Below are 13,865 nucleotides of genomic sequence, written 5' to 3'. Positions count from 1 at the left end.
CTAAATGTCAACATAGCGCAGGCCTGCCAGGGTGCTTCATACAATTAACTTATCGTACCGCTCCGTTAGCGCAAAAAGATTTTCCCTTTCAGATACAGGGTGGCCTGACCGCCAATCAGCACGCGGTCGCCCTTCATTTCGCAGCGCAGATCCCCGCCACGGTGCGCCCCCTGGTGGGCATAAAGTGACGTTTTACCCAGCTTTTCGCTCCAGTATGGGATCAGCATGCTGTGGGCGGATCCGGTAACCGGATCTTCCGGCACCCCTTCCCCCGGGCAGAAGAAGCGGCTGACGAAGTCATATTTTTCGCCCGGCGCCGTCACGCAGACCATTTTATCCAGCGGGATCATCGCCCCAATATCCGGCGTTAACGCTTCCACCTGCTGCTGGCTCTCCAGCACCACCAGGTAATCACGTCCGACGCGCACCTCTTTTGCGTCTGGGATGCCCAGGGCGCTAAACAGCAGCGCAGGTGGGTTCTCGACCACCTCGGTTGACCACGCGGGGAAGTTCAGCGTCAGCCAGTCGCCGCTGCGTTTGACCGTCAGCTCGCCCACGAAGCGCGTGGTGAAGGTAATTTCAGTGTGAGGATAGTCAAGGTATTCGAAAATAACGTGCGATGCGGCAAGCGTAGCATGGCCGCACAGGTTAATTTCATCGAGCGTGGTAAACCAGCGCAGTTCAAACCCACCGTCGGTGCGTACAAAAAAGGCGGTCTCAGACTGGTTATGCTGCTGCGCCATTTTGAGCAGCGTCTCGTCCGGCAGCCACGCTTCCAGAGGACATACCGCTGCCGCGTTGCCGCCAAAGGTTTTGTCGCTGAAGGCATCCACCAGATAAAAATCAATTTCCTGCATTGTCTCTTCCTCTCTTGTTATGGGTATTTAGCGCAGAAAAACTGTGCCTTTCAGATAAAGTGAAGCCTGTCCGCTCATCAGCACGCGCGAGCCTTTCAGCTCACAGCGCACGTCGCCGCCGCGCGCGGAAACCTGACGGGCAAGCATGGCTGTTTTCCCCAACCGTTCACCCCAGTATGGGATCAGCATGGTGTGCGCGGAGCCGGTGACCGGGTCTTCCGGAACGGATACCCCGGGGGAGAAAAAGCGGCTGACAAAATCGTATTCCCCCTCACCCCGTGCCGTCACGCTCACCTTATGCTCGCCCGGCGTCATCGCCGAAAAGCGTGGCGCGAGTGCTTCAACCTGCTGGCGATTGTCAAGCACGATCAGCCAGGCGCGCCCTTTGCGGGCTGCAACGTAATGACGGATACCGAGCGCCGAGAGCATCTCCGGCGGCGGCGTCTCTTCTTGGGTTGGACATGCCGGGAAGTCCAGCGTCATCCACTCCCCCTCCCGGCTGACCGTCAGGCGGCCAGAGGCGGTATCAAAGTGGATCCGCGAGTCGGGATAATCCAGTTCATTAAACAGAACGTACGCGGCGGCAAGGGTGGCGTGGCCGCAGAGATTGACTTCGGTAAGCGTGGTAAACCAGCGTAGCTCAATGCCTCCTTTAGTGCAGACGAAAAAGGCCGTTTCCGACTGATTATGCTGCTGTGCCATTTTCAGCAAGGTCTCATCGGGTAACCATTCCTTGAGCGGACAAACGGCGGCCGGGTTGCCGCCAAACGTGGTATTGCTGAACGCATCGACCAGATAAAAATCTATCTCCTGCATTGTCTTACCGCCTGTTTTTATTGTGTTGTTCTTTTATATTCAATGAAAACAGCGCTCCCGGCTACCGCTTTCATAAGGTAAATATTGAGATCTGCGTCACATAATGGTTGAGTTTTCGCCATTCAACGTTTTAAGATCGTCTCCTTTTCTTTTCAGCAACGAATCTCCGACATCCCTATGACAACGAACACAGTTTCCCGCAGGGTTGCGTGGCTACGCGTGGTCACGCTGGCAGTTGCCGCGTTTATTTTTAACACCACAGAATTTGTGCCGGTTGGGCTGTTGTCTGACATCGCTGACAGTTTCCAGATGGAAACGGCGCAGGTGGGCATTATGTTGACCATCTACGCCTGGGTAGTGGCGCTGATGTCATTGCCGTTTATGCTGCTGACCAGCCAGATTGAGCGGCGCAGGCTGCTGATCGGTCTGTTTGTCTTGTTCATCGCGAGCCACGTGCTGTCGTTTATGGCGTGGAATTTTACGGTGCTGGTCATCAGCCGCGTCGGTATCGCCTTTGCCCATGCGGTGTTCTGGTCGATCACCGCGTCGCTGGCGATTCGCCTGGCACCGGCGGGTAAACGCGCGCAGGCGCTAAGCCTGATTGCTACCGGTACCGCACTGGCGATGGTGCTGGGCCTGCCGATTGGCCGCATCGTGGGGCAATATTTCGGCTGGCGTACCACCTTCTTCGCCATCGGCATGGGCGCGCTGGTGACGCTGGTGTGTCTGATTAAGCTGCTGCCCGCGCTGCCGAGTGAGCATTCCGGCTCGCTGAAAAGCCTGCCGCTGCTGATGCGTCGCCCTGCGCTGCTGAGCATCTACCTGCTGACCGCCATCGTGGTAACGGCCCATTACACGGCGTACAGCTACATTGAGCCGTTTGTGCAGGTGGTAGCAGGCTTTAGCGCCAACTTTGCCACCGTCTTACTTCTGATCCTCGGCGGCGCGGGGATTATTGGCAGCGTGCTGTTCGGCAAGCTGGGTAACCGGCACGCCTCCTCGCTGGTAAGCAGCGCTATCGGCCTGCTGCTGGCCTGTCTGCTGTTGCTGATGTCCGCCGCGGGCAGTGAAAGCCATCTGGCGATCCTCAGCCTGTTCTGGGGCGTGGCGATCATGATTATTGGCCTGGGCATGCAGGTGAAGGTGCTGGCCCTGGCGCCGGATGCGACGGACGTCGCCATGTCGCTGTTCTCGGGAATTTTCAATCTGGGGATTGGCGCGGGTGCGCTGGTGGGTAACCAGGTCATCCTGCACGTGTCGATGTCGGCGATTGGCTATCTGGGTGCCATTCCGGCCCTGATGGCGCTGATCTGGTCCGTGCTTATCTTCCGTAAGTGGCCGGTGGCGCTGGAGGAACAGGGGCAGCACGGGTGAGGTTTGTTGGTGCCGGGTGGCGCTGCGCTTACCCGGCCTACAAAAAGACGGATTTCGTAGGCCGGGTAAGCGCAGCGCCACCCGGCAATGAACTTAATGATAGGTCTTAATAATTTCCAGCACGCCGTTAATAATAAACTGCACGCCCATACAGACCAGTAAGAAGCCCATCAGACGGGAAATCGCCTCGATACCGCCCTTGCCTACCCAGCGCATGATGGCGCCGGAGCTGCGCAGCGATGCCCACACGATAATCCCGATAATCGCAAAAATCAGCGGCGGTGCCACCGTCAGCACCCAGTCCGGGAAGGTTGCGCTGTCACGCACCGTCGACGCGGAGCTGATGATCATCGCGATGGTCCCCGGCCCCGCCGTGCTCGGCATGGCAATCGGCACGAAGGCGATATTCGCGCTTGGTTCGGTTTCCAGTTCTTCCGATTTGCTGGTCGCTTCCGGCGACTCATGCGCTTTTTGCGCCGGGAACAGCATACGGAATCCGATAAAGGCCACGATCAGCCCCCCGGCGATGCGCAGGCCAGGGATGGAAATCCCGAAGGTATTCATCACCAGTTGCCCGGCGTAGTAAGCCACCATCATGATGGCAAACACATACACCGAGGCCATCATCGACTGATGATTGCGCTCGGCGCTGTTCATATTCCCTGCCAGCCCGAGGAAAAGCGCCACCGTCGTTAACGGGTTAGCCAACGGCAGCAAGACCACCAGCCCAAGGCTGATTGCTTTAATCAAATCCAACATAGTGCGTTGTCGTCCTTATCCATATTTAACACAGCAATTATAGGGGGAAAGTGTGACATTCAGCCATGGGCGCAACGTAACGATTATTTTCCTTCTGAAAAGATAACAGGAAGTTATCCCTATGATTTGAAACACCTTAAAAAAAGTTCATGAAACGTTTTAGCAATTCGTGGCATCGGCTGATTCATTCAGTTGACTTATACTTGCCTGAGCAATAATATCTGCCGTGACTAATTACTTGCCAGGGCAACCATTGTGAAAAGCACCAGTGATATCTTTAACGACGTTGTTCCGCTGGGTCGTCTTATTCATATGGTCAATCAGAAAAAAGATCGCCTGCTCAATGACTATCTGTCACCGCTGGATATCACCGCAACACAGTTCAAAGTGCTGTGTTCCATTCGCTGCGAAGTGTGTATCACGCCGGTTGAGCTGAAAAAGGTGCTCTCTGTCGATCTGGGTGCGTTAACCCGCATGCTCGATCGTCTCGTCTGCAAAGGATGGATAGAACGAAGCCCTAACCCGAATGACAAACGCGGCGTACTGGTGAAGCTGACCAGCGATGGCGCGGCCATGTGCGAGCAATGTCATCAATTAGTAGGACAAACACTGCATCAGGAACTAACAAAAAACTTAACGGCAGATGAAGTGGCAACCCTTGAGCTTTTGCTGAAGAAAATCCTGCCGTAAACAGAAAAAAGAGGTATGACGATGTCCAGACGCAATACTGACGCTATCACCATTCATAGCATTTTGGACTGGATCGAGGATAACCTGGAATCGCCGCTCTCCCTTGAAAAAGTGTCAGAGCGTTCAGGTTACTCCAAATGGCACCTGCAACGGATGTTCAAAAAAGAGACCGGCCATTCATTAGGTCAATATATTCGCAGCCGCAAGCTGACGGAGATTGCCCAGAAACTGAAAGAAAGCAATGAGCCGATCCTTTATCTGGCGGAGCGTTACGGTTTTGAATCGCAGCAAACCCTGACGCGTACGTTCAAGAACTATTTTGACGTGCCGCCTCATAAGTACCGAATCACCAGCGTGCCGGGCGAATCCCGATACCTGTATCCGTTAAAACACTGTAGTTAATCATCGCCTGTCACAGACGTAACCGAGGAAATCATGAAAGTTATCGCCTCCGCCGCCCTCGCCTTGCTGGTGCTGTTCTCCAGCCAGACCTTCGCGGAGCAAACCCCTCGTGCAACGCAGCAAAATAATCCTGATACGATGATTTTGCCGTCCGCACATGACCAGTCGCCCTATGATTTCAACCACATGGGTGCTGGTAGCGACAAATCCGACGAATTAGGCGTGCCTTATTATAATCAGCACGGCTTCTGATTCGTTTTTGCCCCGCAGACGCGGGGCTTTTTTATGCCTTTTCGCTTACCCGCGTCGTCCGACGAACCCGCAGACCAAACACGTTAATGTACAGCCCGGCCATGATCAGCACGGCACCGAACAGCTGCAGCGCGCTTAGCGTTTCATCCAGCAATATCGCCGCACTGGCAAGCCCTACCACCGGCACCAGCAGAGATAACGGCGCGACGCGCCAGGTCTCATAACGCCCCAGCAGCGATCCCCAGATCCCGTAGCCCACAATGGTGGCGACAAAGGCCAGATAGACGAGAGACAGGATCGTGGTCATATCGATGTCGACCAGACTGTTCAGCATCACCGCCGGACCGTCCAGAATACTCGACGCCAGCAGAAACGGGATAACCGGGATCAGTGCGCTCCACACCACCAGCGACATCACCGCCGGGCGCGCCTCGTGCTGCATGATCAGCTTGTTGAAGATATTTCCGCAGGCCCAGCTCAGCCCCGCCGCCAGCGTCAGCATAAACCCGAGCAGCGCCACGTGCTGTCCGTTCAGGCTGGCCTCGATCAGCACCAGTACGCCAAACACCGCCAGCGTGATCCCCGCCAGCTGTTTGCCCTGCAGGCGCTCGCCAAACACAAACGCCCCGAGAATAATGGTAAAGAACGCCTGCGCCTGTAACACCAGCGAGGCCAGACCGGCCGGCATACCGAACTTGATGGCGCAAAAGAGAAACGCGAACTGGCCAAAGCTGATGGTCAGACCGTAGCCCAGCAGCAGTTTAAAGGGGATCTTTGGACGCGCCACAAAGAAGATGGCCGGGAAAGCGACCAGCATAAAACGTAAGCCGGCCAGCATCAGCGGCGGCATGTTGTGCAGCCCCAGCTTGATGACCACAAAATTGAGCCCCCATACTACGACCACCAGCAGTGCCAGCAGCCCGTCTTTCCGCGTCATATCCCGCCCCTGAATTATTAATAATTTGTTAACACTTCAAGGTAACAGAAAAAAGTGCGTCACGAGAAGATCATTATTTCTGGCAGGCAGCTGAAGCACTTAGGGATAAATCGGGTGCTATACAAGCCCCTTATGTCATGGTAATCCTGTTAACACACATCCAATAAAAGCATAAGCAACTGTCGGGCAGGAATATGAAACCATCTCTCAGGCGCTCAACCGCAGCGCTGCTGGCATCGTCATTGTTGTTAACCATCGGTCGAGGGGCAACGCTGCCGTTCATGACCATCTATCTCACGCGCGTCTACAGCATGAGCGTCGAGAATATTGGTTATGCCCTGACCGTGGCGCTGACCATTGGCGTGGTGTTCAGCCTGGGATTTGGCATTATGGCCGATAAGTTTGATAAAAAACGCTACATGCTGATCGCGATTGTGGCGTTTATCGCCGGATTTGTGGCGATCCCGCTGGTCAATAACGTCACGCTGGTGGTGCTGTTCTTTGCGCTGATCAACTGCGCCTACTCCGTCTTTTCGACGGTGCTGAAAGCCTGGTTCTCCGACGTGCTCACCTCCAGCCAGAAGGCGCGGGTCTTCTCGCTGAACTACAGCTTCCTGAACATTGGCTGGACGGTCGGCCCGCCGATTGGCACCCTGCTGGTGATGTACAGCCTGCAGCTGCCGTTCTGGCTGGCAGCCTTCTGTGCCGCCCTGCCGCTGGGTTTTATCCACTTCTTTGTGCAGAAAAGCGTGGCGTTAGATACCGCCGAGGAGAAGACGCCGTGGCAGCCGTCGGTCTTGCTGAAAGACCGCGCGCTGTTCTGGTACACGCTCTCTGGCCTGCTGGCGTCGTACGTGGGCGGGTCGTTCGCGAGCTGTATTTCGCAATACGTTCTGGCCGCACATGCGGACAGTGATTTCGCCGAAAAGGTGGTCGCCGTGGTGCTGCCCGTCAACGCCGCCGTGGTGGTAACGCTGCAATATGCGCTGGGCCGAAAGATCTCAGCCAGCAATATCCGCCCGCTGATGTCCCTCGCCACCCTGTTTTTTATCGTGGGGCTGGGCGGCTTTATGCTCTCCGGGGAAAACCTGGTTTACTGGGGCATCGCTGCCGCCATTTTCACGCTGGGTGAGATTATCTATGCCCCGGGTGAATACATGCTGATTGACAACATTGCGCCACCGGGAATGAAGGCGAGCTATTTCTCCGCGCAGGCGCTGGGCTGGCTCGGCGCGGCGGCAAACCCGATGATCACCGGCATCATCCTGACCAACCTGCCGCACTGGTCGCTGTTTGTGATTATGATGGCCGCGATTATTGTGGCGTGGCTGATGATTTTGCGCGGGATGAGCGTGAAGGCATGGTGCGAGTCACCCAAAGCGGCGTAGCAAATGTAGGCCGGGCAAGGCGAAGCCGCCACCCGGCAAACCAAAAACCTAGTGGTGCAACATCTCCTCCACCACCTGCTCTTTATACATCTCGTTCGGATAATAGGTCGGCCAGTTATCCATCTCTTTCAGCAGCGCCTCGTGGGAGGTATTGCCCATGAAAATATGGAAGTGCGAAGAGGCCTTCGGGCCGATGGTATGGTCGCTGAACTGGACGAACTTCGGCGCCTTGCTGCTGGCGTCCTTGCACTCAAAGAGATAGCGCACGCCTTTCTTGCCTGACGCGTAGGTCAGAATTTTGTAGCCGCTGTAATCATACTGGCAGCGGCTGACCGCTTTCCCCTGATGGAACTCCATCACGTTATTTTCGATACCGATGGCATCCACGTCCGTCGCATAACCCGTGCGGTAGTAGGCTTTCACCTCATCAAAGGATTTGCTTTTATCCTTCTGCGCTTTCTGCTTAAAGACCGGATCCAGCGAACCATCGAGCAGGAACGGATAGACCGACTGCCAGGTGCCGTCCCAGTCAGACAGCGCTCTGTCCTTCACGTCTTTATCCTCAAACACGCCGTTCGCCGCTTTCTGTTCTGCTTCGGTCATCTGGTGGCCGTGCGAGTGAGCAAACAGCTGGCCGCTGACCAGCAGCGCCCCCAGAGTCATGGCAAATTTCCCAATATGTGCAGCCAAAGTAACGCCCTCATTCCGTTTTATAAGAATGAAGATGTTATATTATAACATTTCAGATCGCAACCAGGCCGCGAACGCCCTCCTGCTCCATGTTTTCACCCCGCCCGCGCTGAATAATCGTGCCGCGCGACATCAGCAGATAGCTGTCGGCCAGCTCGGCGGCAAAGTCGTAAAACTGCTCAACAAGCAGGATCGCCATGTCGCCTCTGTTTGCCAGGGTGCGGATCACGTGGCCGATCTCTTTAATGACGGAAGGCTGTATGCCTTCGGTCGGTTCATCCAGGATAAGCAGCCGCGGACGACTCGCCAGCGCGCGACCAATCGCCAGCTGCTGCTGCTGACCACCCGAGAGATCGCCCCCGCGACGGTGCTTCATCTCTTTGAGCACCGGGAACAGCTGCCAGATCTCCTCCGGCACCTGCTTCGCCTCGCGGGCGGAAAACCGCGATAGTCCCAGCAGGAGATTCTCCTCCACGGTCAGGCGCGGAAAAATCTCGCGTCCCTGCGGGACATACGCCACGCCAGACTGCACCCGCTGGTGCGGTTTACTGTGGGTAATCGTTTTCCCCTGCCAGATGACCTCCCCGGTTTTCGCCGGGATCAGCCCCATCAGACACTTCAGCAGCGTGGTTTTCCCCACGCCGTTGCGCCCCAGCAGGCAGGTGACTTCGCCGGTGACGGCCTCAAAGCTCACGCCGCGCAGGATATGGCTGCCGCCGTAATACTGATTCAGTTCGTTGACCTGTAGCATTCCCTCTCCTTAACGTCCCAGATAGACCTCAATCACCTGCTCGTTGGCCTGCACGTCGCGAAGCGACCCTTCCGCCAACACCCGCCCCTGATGCAGCACCGTCACGTGGTCGGCAATCGTTTCAACAAAGCCCATATCGTGCTCCACCACCATCAGGGAGTGTTTGCCCGCCAGCGTTCTGAACAGCTCTGCGGTGTATTCCGTTTCCGCGTCGGTCATTCCGGCGGCGGGTTCATCCAGCAGCAGCAGATGCGGGTCCTGCACTAGCAGCATGCCGATTTCCAGGAACTGTTTCTGTCCGTGGGAAAGCAGCCCGGCCCGTCGGTCGCGCTCCGCGCTAAGGCGCAGCAAAACCAGCATCTCGTCGATCCGGTCACGCTGCTCGCCGTTGAGTTTTGCCCGCAGGCTCGCCCAGACCGATTTATCGCTTTTCATCGCGATCTCCAGGTTTTCCCACACCGTCAGCGCTTCAAAAACCGTGGGCTTCTGGAATTTACGCCCGATGCCCTGGCGGGCGATGGCCGCAGGCTCCAGCGCGGTCAGGTCGATGGACTGATCGTAAATCGCCCTGCCGCTCTTTGGCCGCGTTTTGCCGGTGATGACGTCCATCAGCGTGGTTTTACCCGCACCGTTGGGGCCAATCACGCAGCGCAGCTCGCCCACGCCGATATTCAGCGAGAGATCGGTCAGGGCCTGAAAACCATCAAAATTGACGTTAATGGATTCAAGCTGAAGCACCGGGTCAGTCTGGTCCCGGTAGCGATCGCCGGGCAGCTGGCGGGTAAATAATCCTTCCGTTGGCTGCATCATTTCTCTCCCTTACGCAACAGACCGTAGACGCCGCGCGGTAAGAACAGCGTGACGGCGATAAAAATCAGCCCCAGAAACAGCTGCCAGTACTCCGGCATCGCGACGGTGAAGAAACTTTTCGCCCCGTTCACCAGCGCCGCGCCAATCACCGGCCCCACCAGCGTGCCGCGCCCGCCCAGCGCCACCCAGATGGCGGCCTCTATCGAGTTCGTCGGCGACATTTCACCGGGGTTAATAATGCCGACCTGTGGGACGTACAGCGCCCCCGCCAGACCGCACAGCACGGCAGAAAGCGTCCACACCAGCAGCTTGAACCCGCGCGGATCGTAGCCGCAAAAGGTCAGGCGGTTTTCGGCGTCGCGCACGGCGGTCAGGATGCGGCCAAACTTGCTCTTCGCCAGCGCAAACCCGGTGCCCAGGGCCAGAAGCAGCAACAGCACGGTCGCCAGGAACAGCGCGATGCGGGTGGTCGTTTCCGTTACCGAAAACCCGAGCAGCGTGGTAAAACCGGTAAAGCCGTTATTGCCGCCAAACCCGGTTTCGTTGCGAAAGAACAGCAGCATCCCGGCATAGGTCAGCGCCTGGGTCATAATCGAGAAATAGACCCCTTTGATCTTCGAGCGGAAGGCAAACCAGCCAAATACCAGCGCCAGCAGGCCCGGCACCAGCACAATCAGCACCAGCGCCCAGGCAAAATGCTGGGTGCCCCACCAGAACCAGGGCAGTTCGCTCCAGGAGAGAAACGACATAAACGCGGGCAGACCGTCACCTGCAGCCTGGCGCATCAGGTACATGCCCATCGCGTAGCCGCCCAGCGCGAAGAAGATCCCGTGCCCAAGGGACAGCATGCCGGCATAGCCCCACACCAGATCCAGCGCCACCGCAACGATGGCATAGCAGAGGATCTTGCCAATCAGCGTCAGCATCCAGGTCGACAGCGCCAGCGGATGCGTCGCAGGCAGTAAGGCGAAAAACGGCAATATCAGCAGACACACCACCAGCAGGCTGCCCGCTATCTGCGTGGTGCGTGGCGCTTTGCGCGCCAGCGTTAAGGTCAGCGGCTGGCTCATCAGTCAATCACCCTCCCTTTCAGCGCAAACAACCCCTGCGGGCGTTTCTGAATAAACAGCACGATCGCCACCAGAATCACGATCTTGCCCAGCACCGCCCCCATCTGGGGTTCAAGGATTTTATTAAAGATCCCCAGCCCAAACGCCGCGGCCACGCTGCCTGCCAGCTGGCCTACGCCTCCGAGCACCACCACAAGGAAGGAGTCGATGATATAGCCCTGGCCCAGCTCCGGCCCGACGTTACCGAGCTGCGATAGCGCCACGCCGCCTAACCCCGCAATCCCGGAGCCAAGCCCGAACGCCAGCATATCGACGCGCCCTGTCGGTACCCCGCAGCAGGCGGCCATGCTGCGGTTTTGCGTCACCGCCCGCACGTTAAGCCCCAGACGGGTTTTATTCAGAATGAGCCAGGTAAAGAACAGCACCAGCAGCACGAAGCCCAGCACCACGATGCGGTTCCACGGCAGCGTCAGGTTGGCAAAAACCTGCACCCCGCCGGAGAGCCATGCCGGGTTCGCCACCTCCAGGTTCTGGGCGCCAAAGGTCATGCGCACCAGCTGGATAAGCATCAGGCTGATGCCCCACGTCGCCAGCAGCGTTTCCAGCGGACGACCGTACAGATGACGGATCACCGTGCGCTCCAGCACCATTCCAATGCCCGCCGTCAGGCAGAACGCGACCGGCAAGGCGATAACGGGATAGAGCGCCAGCCACTGGGGCGCAAGCCCGGCCATCGCCTGCTGCACCATCCAGGTCGCATATGCCCCCAGCATCAGCATCTCGCCGTGGGCCATGTTAATCACGCCCAGCAGGCCGTAGGTGATAGCCAGCCCCAGCGCGGCCAGCAGCAGCACCGACCCAAGGGACAGCCCCATAAACGCCTGGCCCAGCAGGTCGCCCCACATCAGGCGGTGTTGGATCTGGCTAAGACTCTCTTCTGCGGCCGCGCGCACCGCGCTATCCGGCTCCGTCTGTGGCAGGGTAAACGGGGTAAGCCTGGACTGCACGTCCGGATCGTCTGACTGGCCTAACAATTCGACGGCCTTGCGGCGCACTTCCGGCTGCGGGCTGGCCAGCTGGAGATTCGCGACCGCCAGCAGCAGCGCCTGACGCGCCACGGCGTCCGTCTCATCGTTCACACGCTTTTCCAGAAAAGCGAGCATCCCGGGCTGGGCATCGCGCTGCAGCTGACGCGCCGCCGCCCGCCTTTCGGTGACACTGTCACTCACCAGCTGATGCGTGGCGATAGCGGTTGCTGCCAGCACGCGCAGCCGGTTCGTCAGGCGCACGGCTTTGGTTGGGCCCTCTGCCGTCTGACTATCCCCCAGCGGGATGACGTTGCCATCGCGTTGTGCAAAGGCGTGCTTTTGCGTATCGACGTAGAGATTTTCCTTTTGCAGCGCCTCAAGGAGCGGCAGTCGTGACGCATCCGGCGCGGCGGCCCACTGCGTCAACAAATCCGCCTGCTGGCTGCGGCTGGCGGCAACAAAACGATCGGCATCCGATGCCTGCACCATCCCTGGCAGCAGTCCGGAAAGCCATACAAGAGCGATGAACAGGCGCATGGCGTTCATGACGTTTCTCCCTGCGGTGATGGCTTAGTTGCTGGCGGTTTTCATCGGCTGGTCGGGCTTTTTGTCATTCCCGGCGATGAACGGGCTCCACGGCTGGGCGCGTACCGGCTGTTCGGTCTGCCACACCACGTTAAACTGACCGTTGCCTTCGATTTCGCCGATCATGACCGGCTTGTGCAGATGATGGTTGGTGGCATCCATGGTGAGCGTAAAGCCTGACGGCGCCTTAAAGGACTGACCGGCCATCGCCGCACGCACTTTGTCCACATCGGTAGTGCCTGCTTTCTCCACCGCCTGCGCCCACATGTGAATACCTACGTAGGTGGCTTCCATCGGATCGTTAGTTACGACGGTATCGGCGTTCGGCAGCTTGTGCGCCTTCGCATAGGCTTTGTAATCCGCTACAAACGCCTGGTTAGTCGGGTTATCCACGGACTCAAAGTAGTTCCAGGCTGCCAGGTTACCCACCAGCGGTTTGGTGTCGATCCCGCGCAGCTCTTCTTCACCCACGGAGAACGCCACCACCGGCACGTCCGTCGCCTTCAGCCCCTGGTTAGCCAGCTCTTTGTAGAACGGCACGTTGGAGTCGCCGTTGATGGTCGACACCACGGCAGTTTTGCCCCCCGCGGAGAATTTTTTGATGTTGGCAACGATGGTCTGGTAGTCGCTATGGCCAAACGGGGTGTAAACCTCTTCGATATCCTTATCCTCCACCCCTTTCGAATGCAGGAACGCGCGCAGGATCTTGTTGGTGGTGCGCGGATAAACGTAGTCAGTGCCCAGCAGGAAGAAGCGTTTCGCCGCGCCACCGTCTTCGCTCATCAGGTATTCCACCGCCGGGATGGCCTGCTGGTTCGGCGCCGCGCCGGTATAGAAGACGTTTGGCGACATCTCTTCGCCTTCATACTGCACCGGATAGAACAGCAGGCCGTTCAGCTCCTCAAAGACCGGCAGTACGGATTTGCGCGACACCGACGTCCAGCAGCCGAATACCACCGCCACTTTATCCTGGCTCAGCAGCTGACGCGCCTTCTCGGCAAACAGCGGCCAGTTTGAGGCCGGATCCACCACCACCGGCTCCAGCTTCTTGCCCAGCACGCCGCCTTTGGCGTTGATCTCATCGATGGTCATCAGCGCGACGTCTTTCAGCGGGGTTTCGGAGATGGCCATGGTGCCGGACAGCGAATGCATGATCCCCACCTTGATGGTATCGGCCGCCTGCGCGCCAAAACTCATCCCCATCGCCACGACGGACGCGGATAACGCAAAAGCTTTTAATAAGGTACGACGCTGCATATTTTCACTCCTGAAAAAGAACGCTGTGCGAAAACGTCCGGTACGGCGTGGACGCAGAAAAAAAGTGTCAGCGAAGCAGGAGCAAAAAGAGTGCCAGAATGGAGATAGCGCTATTTCTGGGAGGGGAACGCCGGATGTAAAGAGAACGACTCAGAATGGTACAGCGCTGCACTTTTATAATGCAGCGCCGTATAACGGG

Annotated in this window: 15 protein-coding genes; 5 read left to right on the top strand and 10 right to left on the bottom strand. The window is 57.7% G+C overall.

The genetic code is table 11. The features are described from left to right. Positions 1-65 precede the first annotated feature (65 nt). Positions 66-857 carry a PhzF family phenazine biosynthesis protein gene (locus ACEPLT_RS10985; RefSeq protein ID WP_021242504.1) on the bottom strand — a complete coding sequence of 264 codons (792 nt, stop codon included), beginning with the start codon at positions 855-857 and terminating at the stop codon, positions 66-68. A 27-nt stretch (positions 858-884) separates the two neighbouring features. Beyond that, positions 885-1,673: a PhzF family phenazine biosynthesis protein gene (locus ACEPLT_RS10980; RefSeq protein WP_032663529.1), complete on the bottom strand. Its 789-nt coding sequence runs from the start codon at positions 1,671-1,673 to the stop codon at positions 885-887. A 177-nt stretch (positions 1,674-1,850) separates the two neighbouring features. Here ACEPLT_RS10980 and ACEPLT_RS10975 point away from each other — a divergent pair, with 177 nt between their 5' ends. Next, positions 1,851-3,047 carry a sugar transporter gene (locus ACEPLT_RS10975; RefSeq protein ID WP_032674775.1) on the top strand — a complete coding sequence of 399 codons (1,197 nt, stop codon included), beginning with the start codon at positions 1,851-1,853 and terminating at the stop codon, positions 3,045-3,047. Positions 3,048-3,140: 93 nt separating this feature from the next. On the opposite strand, the gene ACEPLT_RS10970 is transcribed toward ACEPLT_RS10975, so the two are convergent. Further along, positions 3,141-3,806 (bottom strand): MarC family NAAT transporter, encoded by a 666-nt coding sequence (locus ACEPLT_RS10970; protein ID WP_008502235.1) that lies wholly within the window; start codon positions 3,804-3,806, stop codon positions 3,141-3,143. Positions 3,807-4,061: 255 nt separating this feature from the next. Between ACEPLT_RS10970 and marR the strand changes: the two genes are divergently transcribed. Genes marR through marB form a run of 3 tightly spaced genes read left to right on the top strand, consistent with a single transcriptional unit; the run spans position 4,062 to position 5,150 of the window. Continuing rightward, positions 4,062-4,496 carry a multiple antibiotic resistance transcriptional regulator MarR gene (gene marR / locus ACEPLT_RS10965; RefSeq protein WP_008502236.1) on the top strand — a complete coding sequence of 145 codons (435 nt, stop codon included), beginning with the start codon at positions 4,062-4,064 and terminating at the stop codon, positions 4,494-4,496. 21 nt (positions 4,497-4,517) lie between these two features. Next, a complete protein-coding gene (gene marA, locus ACEPLT_RS10960) occupies positions 4,518-4,898 on the top strand; it encodes an MDR efflux pump AcrAB transcriptional activator MarA (protein ID WP_008502237.1) in 381 nt (126 codons plus the stop codon). 33 nt (positions 4,899-4,931) lie between these two features. Beyond that, positions 4,932-5,150, top strand: a complete 219-nt coding sequence (gene marB / locus ACEPLT_RS10955; protein ID WP_008502238.1) for a multiple antibiotic resistance protein MarB — start codon at positions 4,932-4,934, stop codon at positions 5,148-5,150. 31 nt (positions 5,151-5,181) lie between these two features. Here marB and eamA read toward each other — a convergent pair whose 3' ends face one another. After that, positions 5,182-6,087, bottom strand: a complete 906-nt coding sequence (eamA, locus tag ACEPLT_RS10950) for an O-acetylserine/cysteine exporter (protein ID WP_023327461.1) — start codon at positions 6,085-6,087, stop codon at positions 5,182-5,184. Between the two features lie 194 nt (positions 6,088-6,281). Between eamA and ydeE the strand changes: the two genes are divergently transcribed. Beyond that, positions 6,282-7,475: an efflux MFS transporter YdeE gene (gene ydeE / locus ACEPLT_RS10945; RefSeq protein WP_021242509.1), complete on the top strand. Its 1,194-nt coding sequence runs from the start codon at positions 6,282-6,284 to the stop codon at positions 7,473-7,475. 48 nt (positions 7,476-7,523) lie between these two features. Here ydeE and zinT read toward each other — a convergent pair whose 3' ends face one another. From zinT to urtA, 6 genes are read right to left on the bottom strand one after another with little or no spacing between them, the layout of a single operon-like run. After that, a complete protein-coding gene (zinT, locus tag ACEPLT_RS10940) occupies positions 7,524-8,165 on the bottom strand; it encodes a metal-binding protein ZinT (RefSeq protein ID WP_008502241.1) in 642 nt (213 codons plus the stop codon). Between the two features lie 52 nt (positions 8,166-8,217). Continuing rightward, positions 8,218-8,916, bottom strand: coding sequence for an urea ABC transporter ATP-binding subunit UrtE (urtE, locus tag ACEPLT_RS10935; RefSeq protein WP_023327459.1), 699 nt, complete (start codon positions 8,914-8,916; stop codon positions 8,218-8,220). A 9-nt stretch (positions 8,917-8,925) separates the two neighbouring features. After that, a complete protein-coding gene (gene urtD, locus ACEPLT_RS10930; RefSeq protein WP_032676016.1) occupies positions 8,926-9,723 on the bottom strand; it encodes an urea ABC transporter ATP-binding protein UrtD in 798 nt (265 codons plus the stop codon). Continuing rightward, positions 9,723-10,796, bottom strand: coding sequence for an urea ABC transporter permease subunit UrtC (gene urtC / locus ACEPLT_RS10925; protein ID WP_032674774.1), 1,074 nt, complete (start codon positions 10,794-10,796; stop codon positions 9,723-9,725). Before urtC ends, urtD begins: the two co-directional genes overlap by 1 nt. Continuing rightward, entirely contained in the window at positions 10,796-12,370 is a 1,575-nt protein-coding gene (gene urtB / locus ACEPLT_RS10920) for an urea ABC transporter permease subunit UrtB (RefSeq protein WP_059364014.1), read from the bottom strand. Before urtB ends, urtC begins: the two co-directional genes overlap by 1 nt. Before the next feature lie 24 nt (positions 12,371-12,394). Then, entirely contained in the window at positions 12,395-13,666 is a 1,272-nt protein-coding gene (gene urtA, locus ACEPLT_RS10915) for an urea ABC transporter substrate-binding protein (protein WP_008502246.1), read from the bottom strand. Between the last annotated feature and the right edge of the window lie 199 nt (positions 13,667-13,865).

Source organism: Enterobacter sp. fkY84-1 (assembly GCF_052974705.1).
This window is presented reverse-complemented; position numbering and strand designations above follow the sequence as displayed.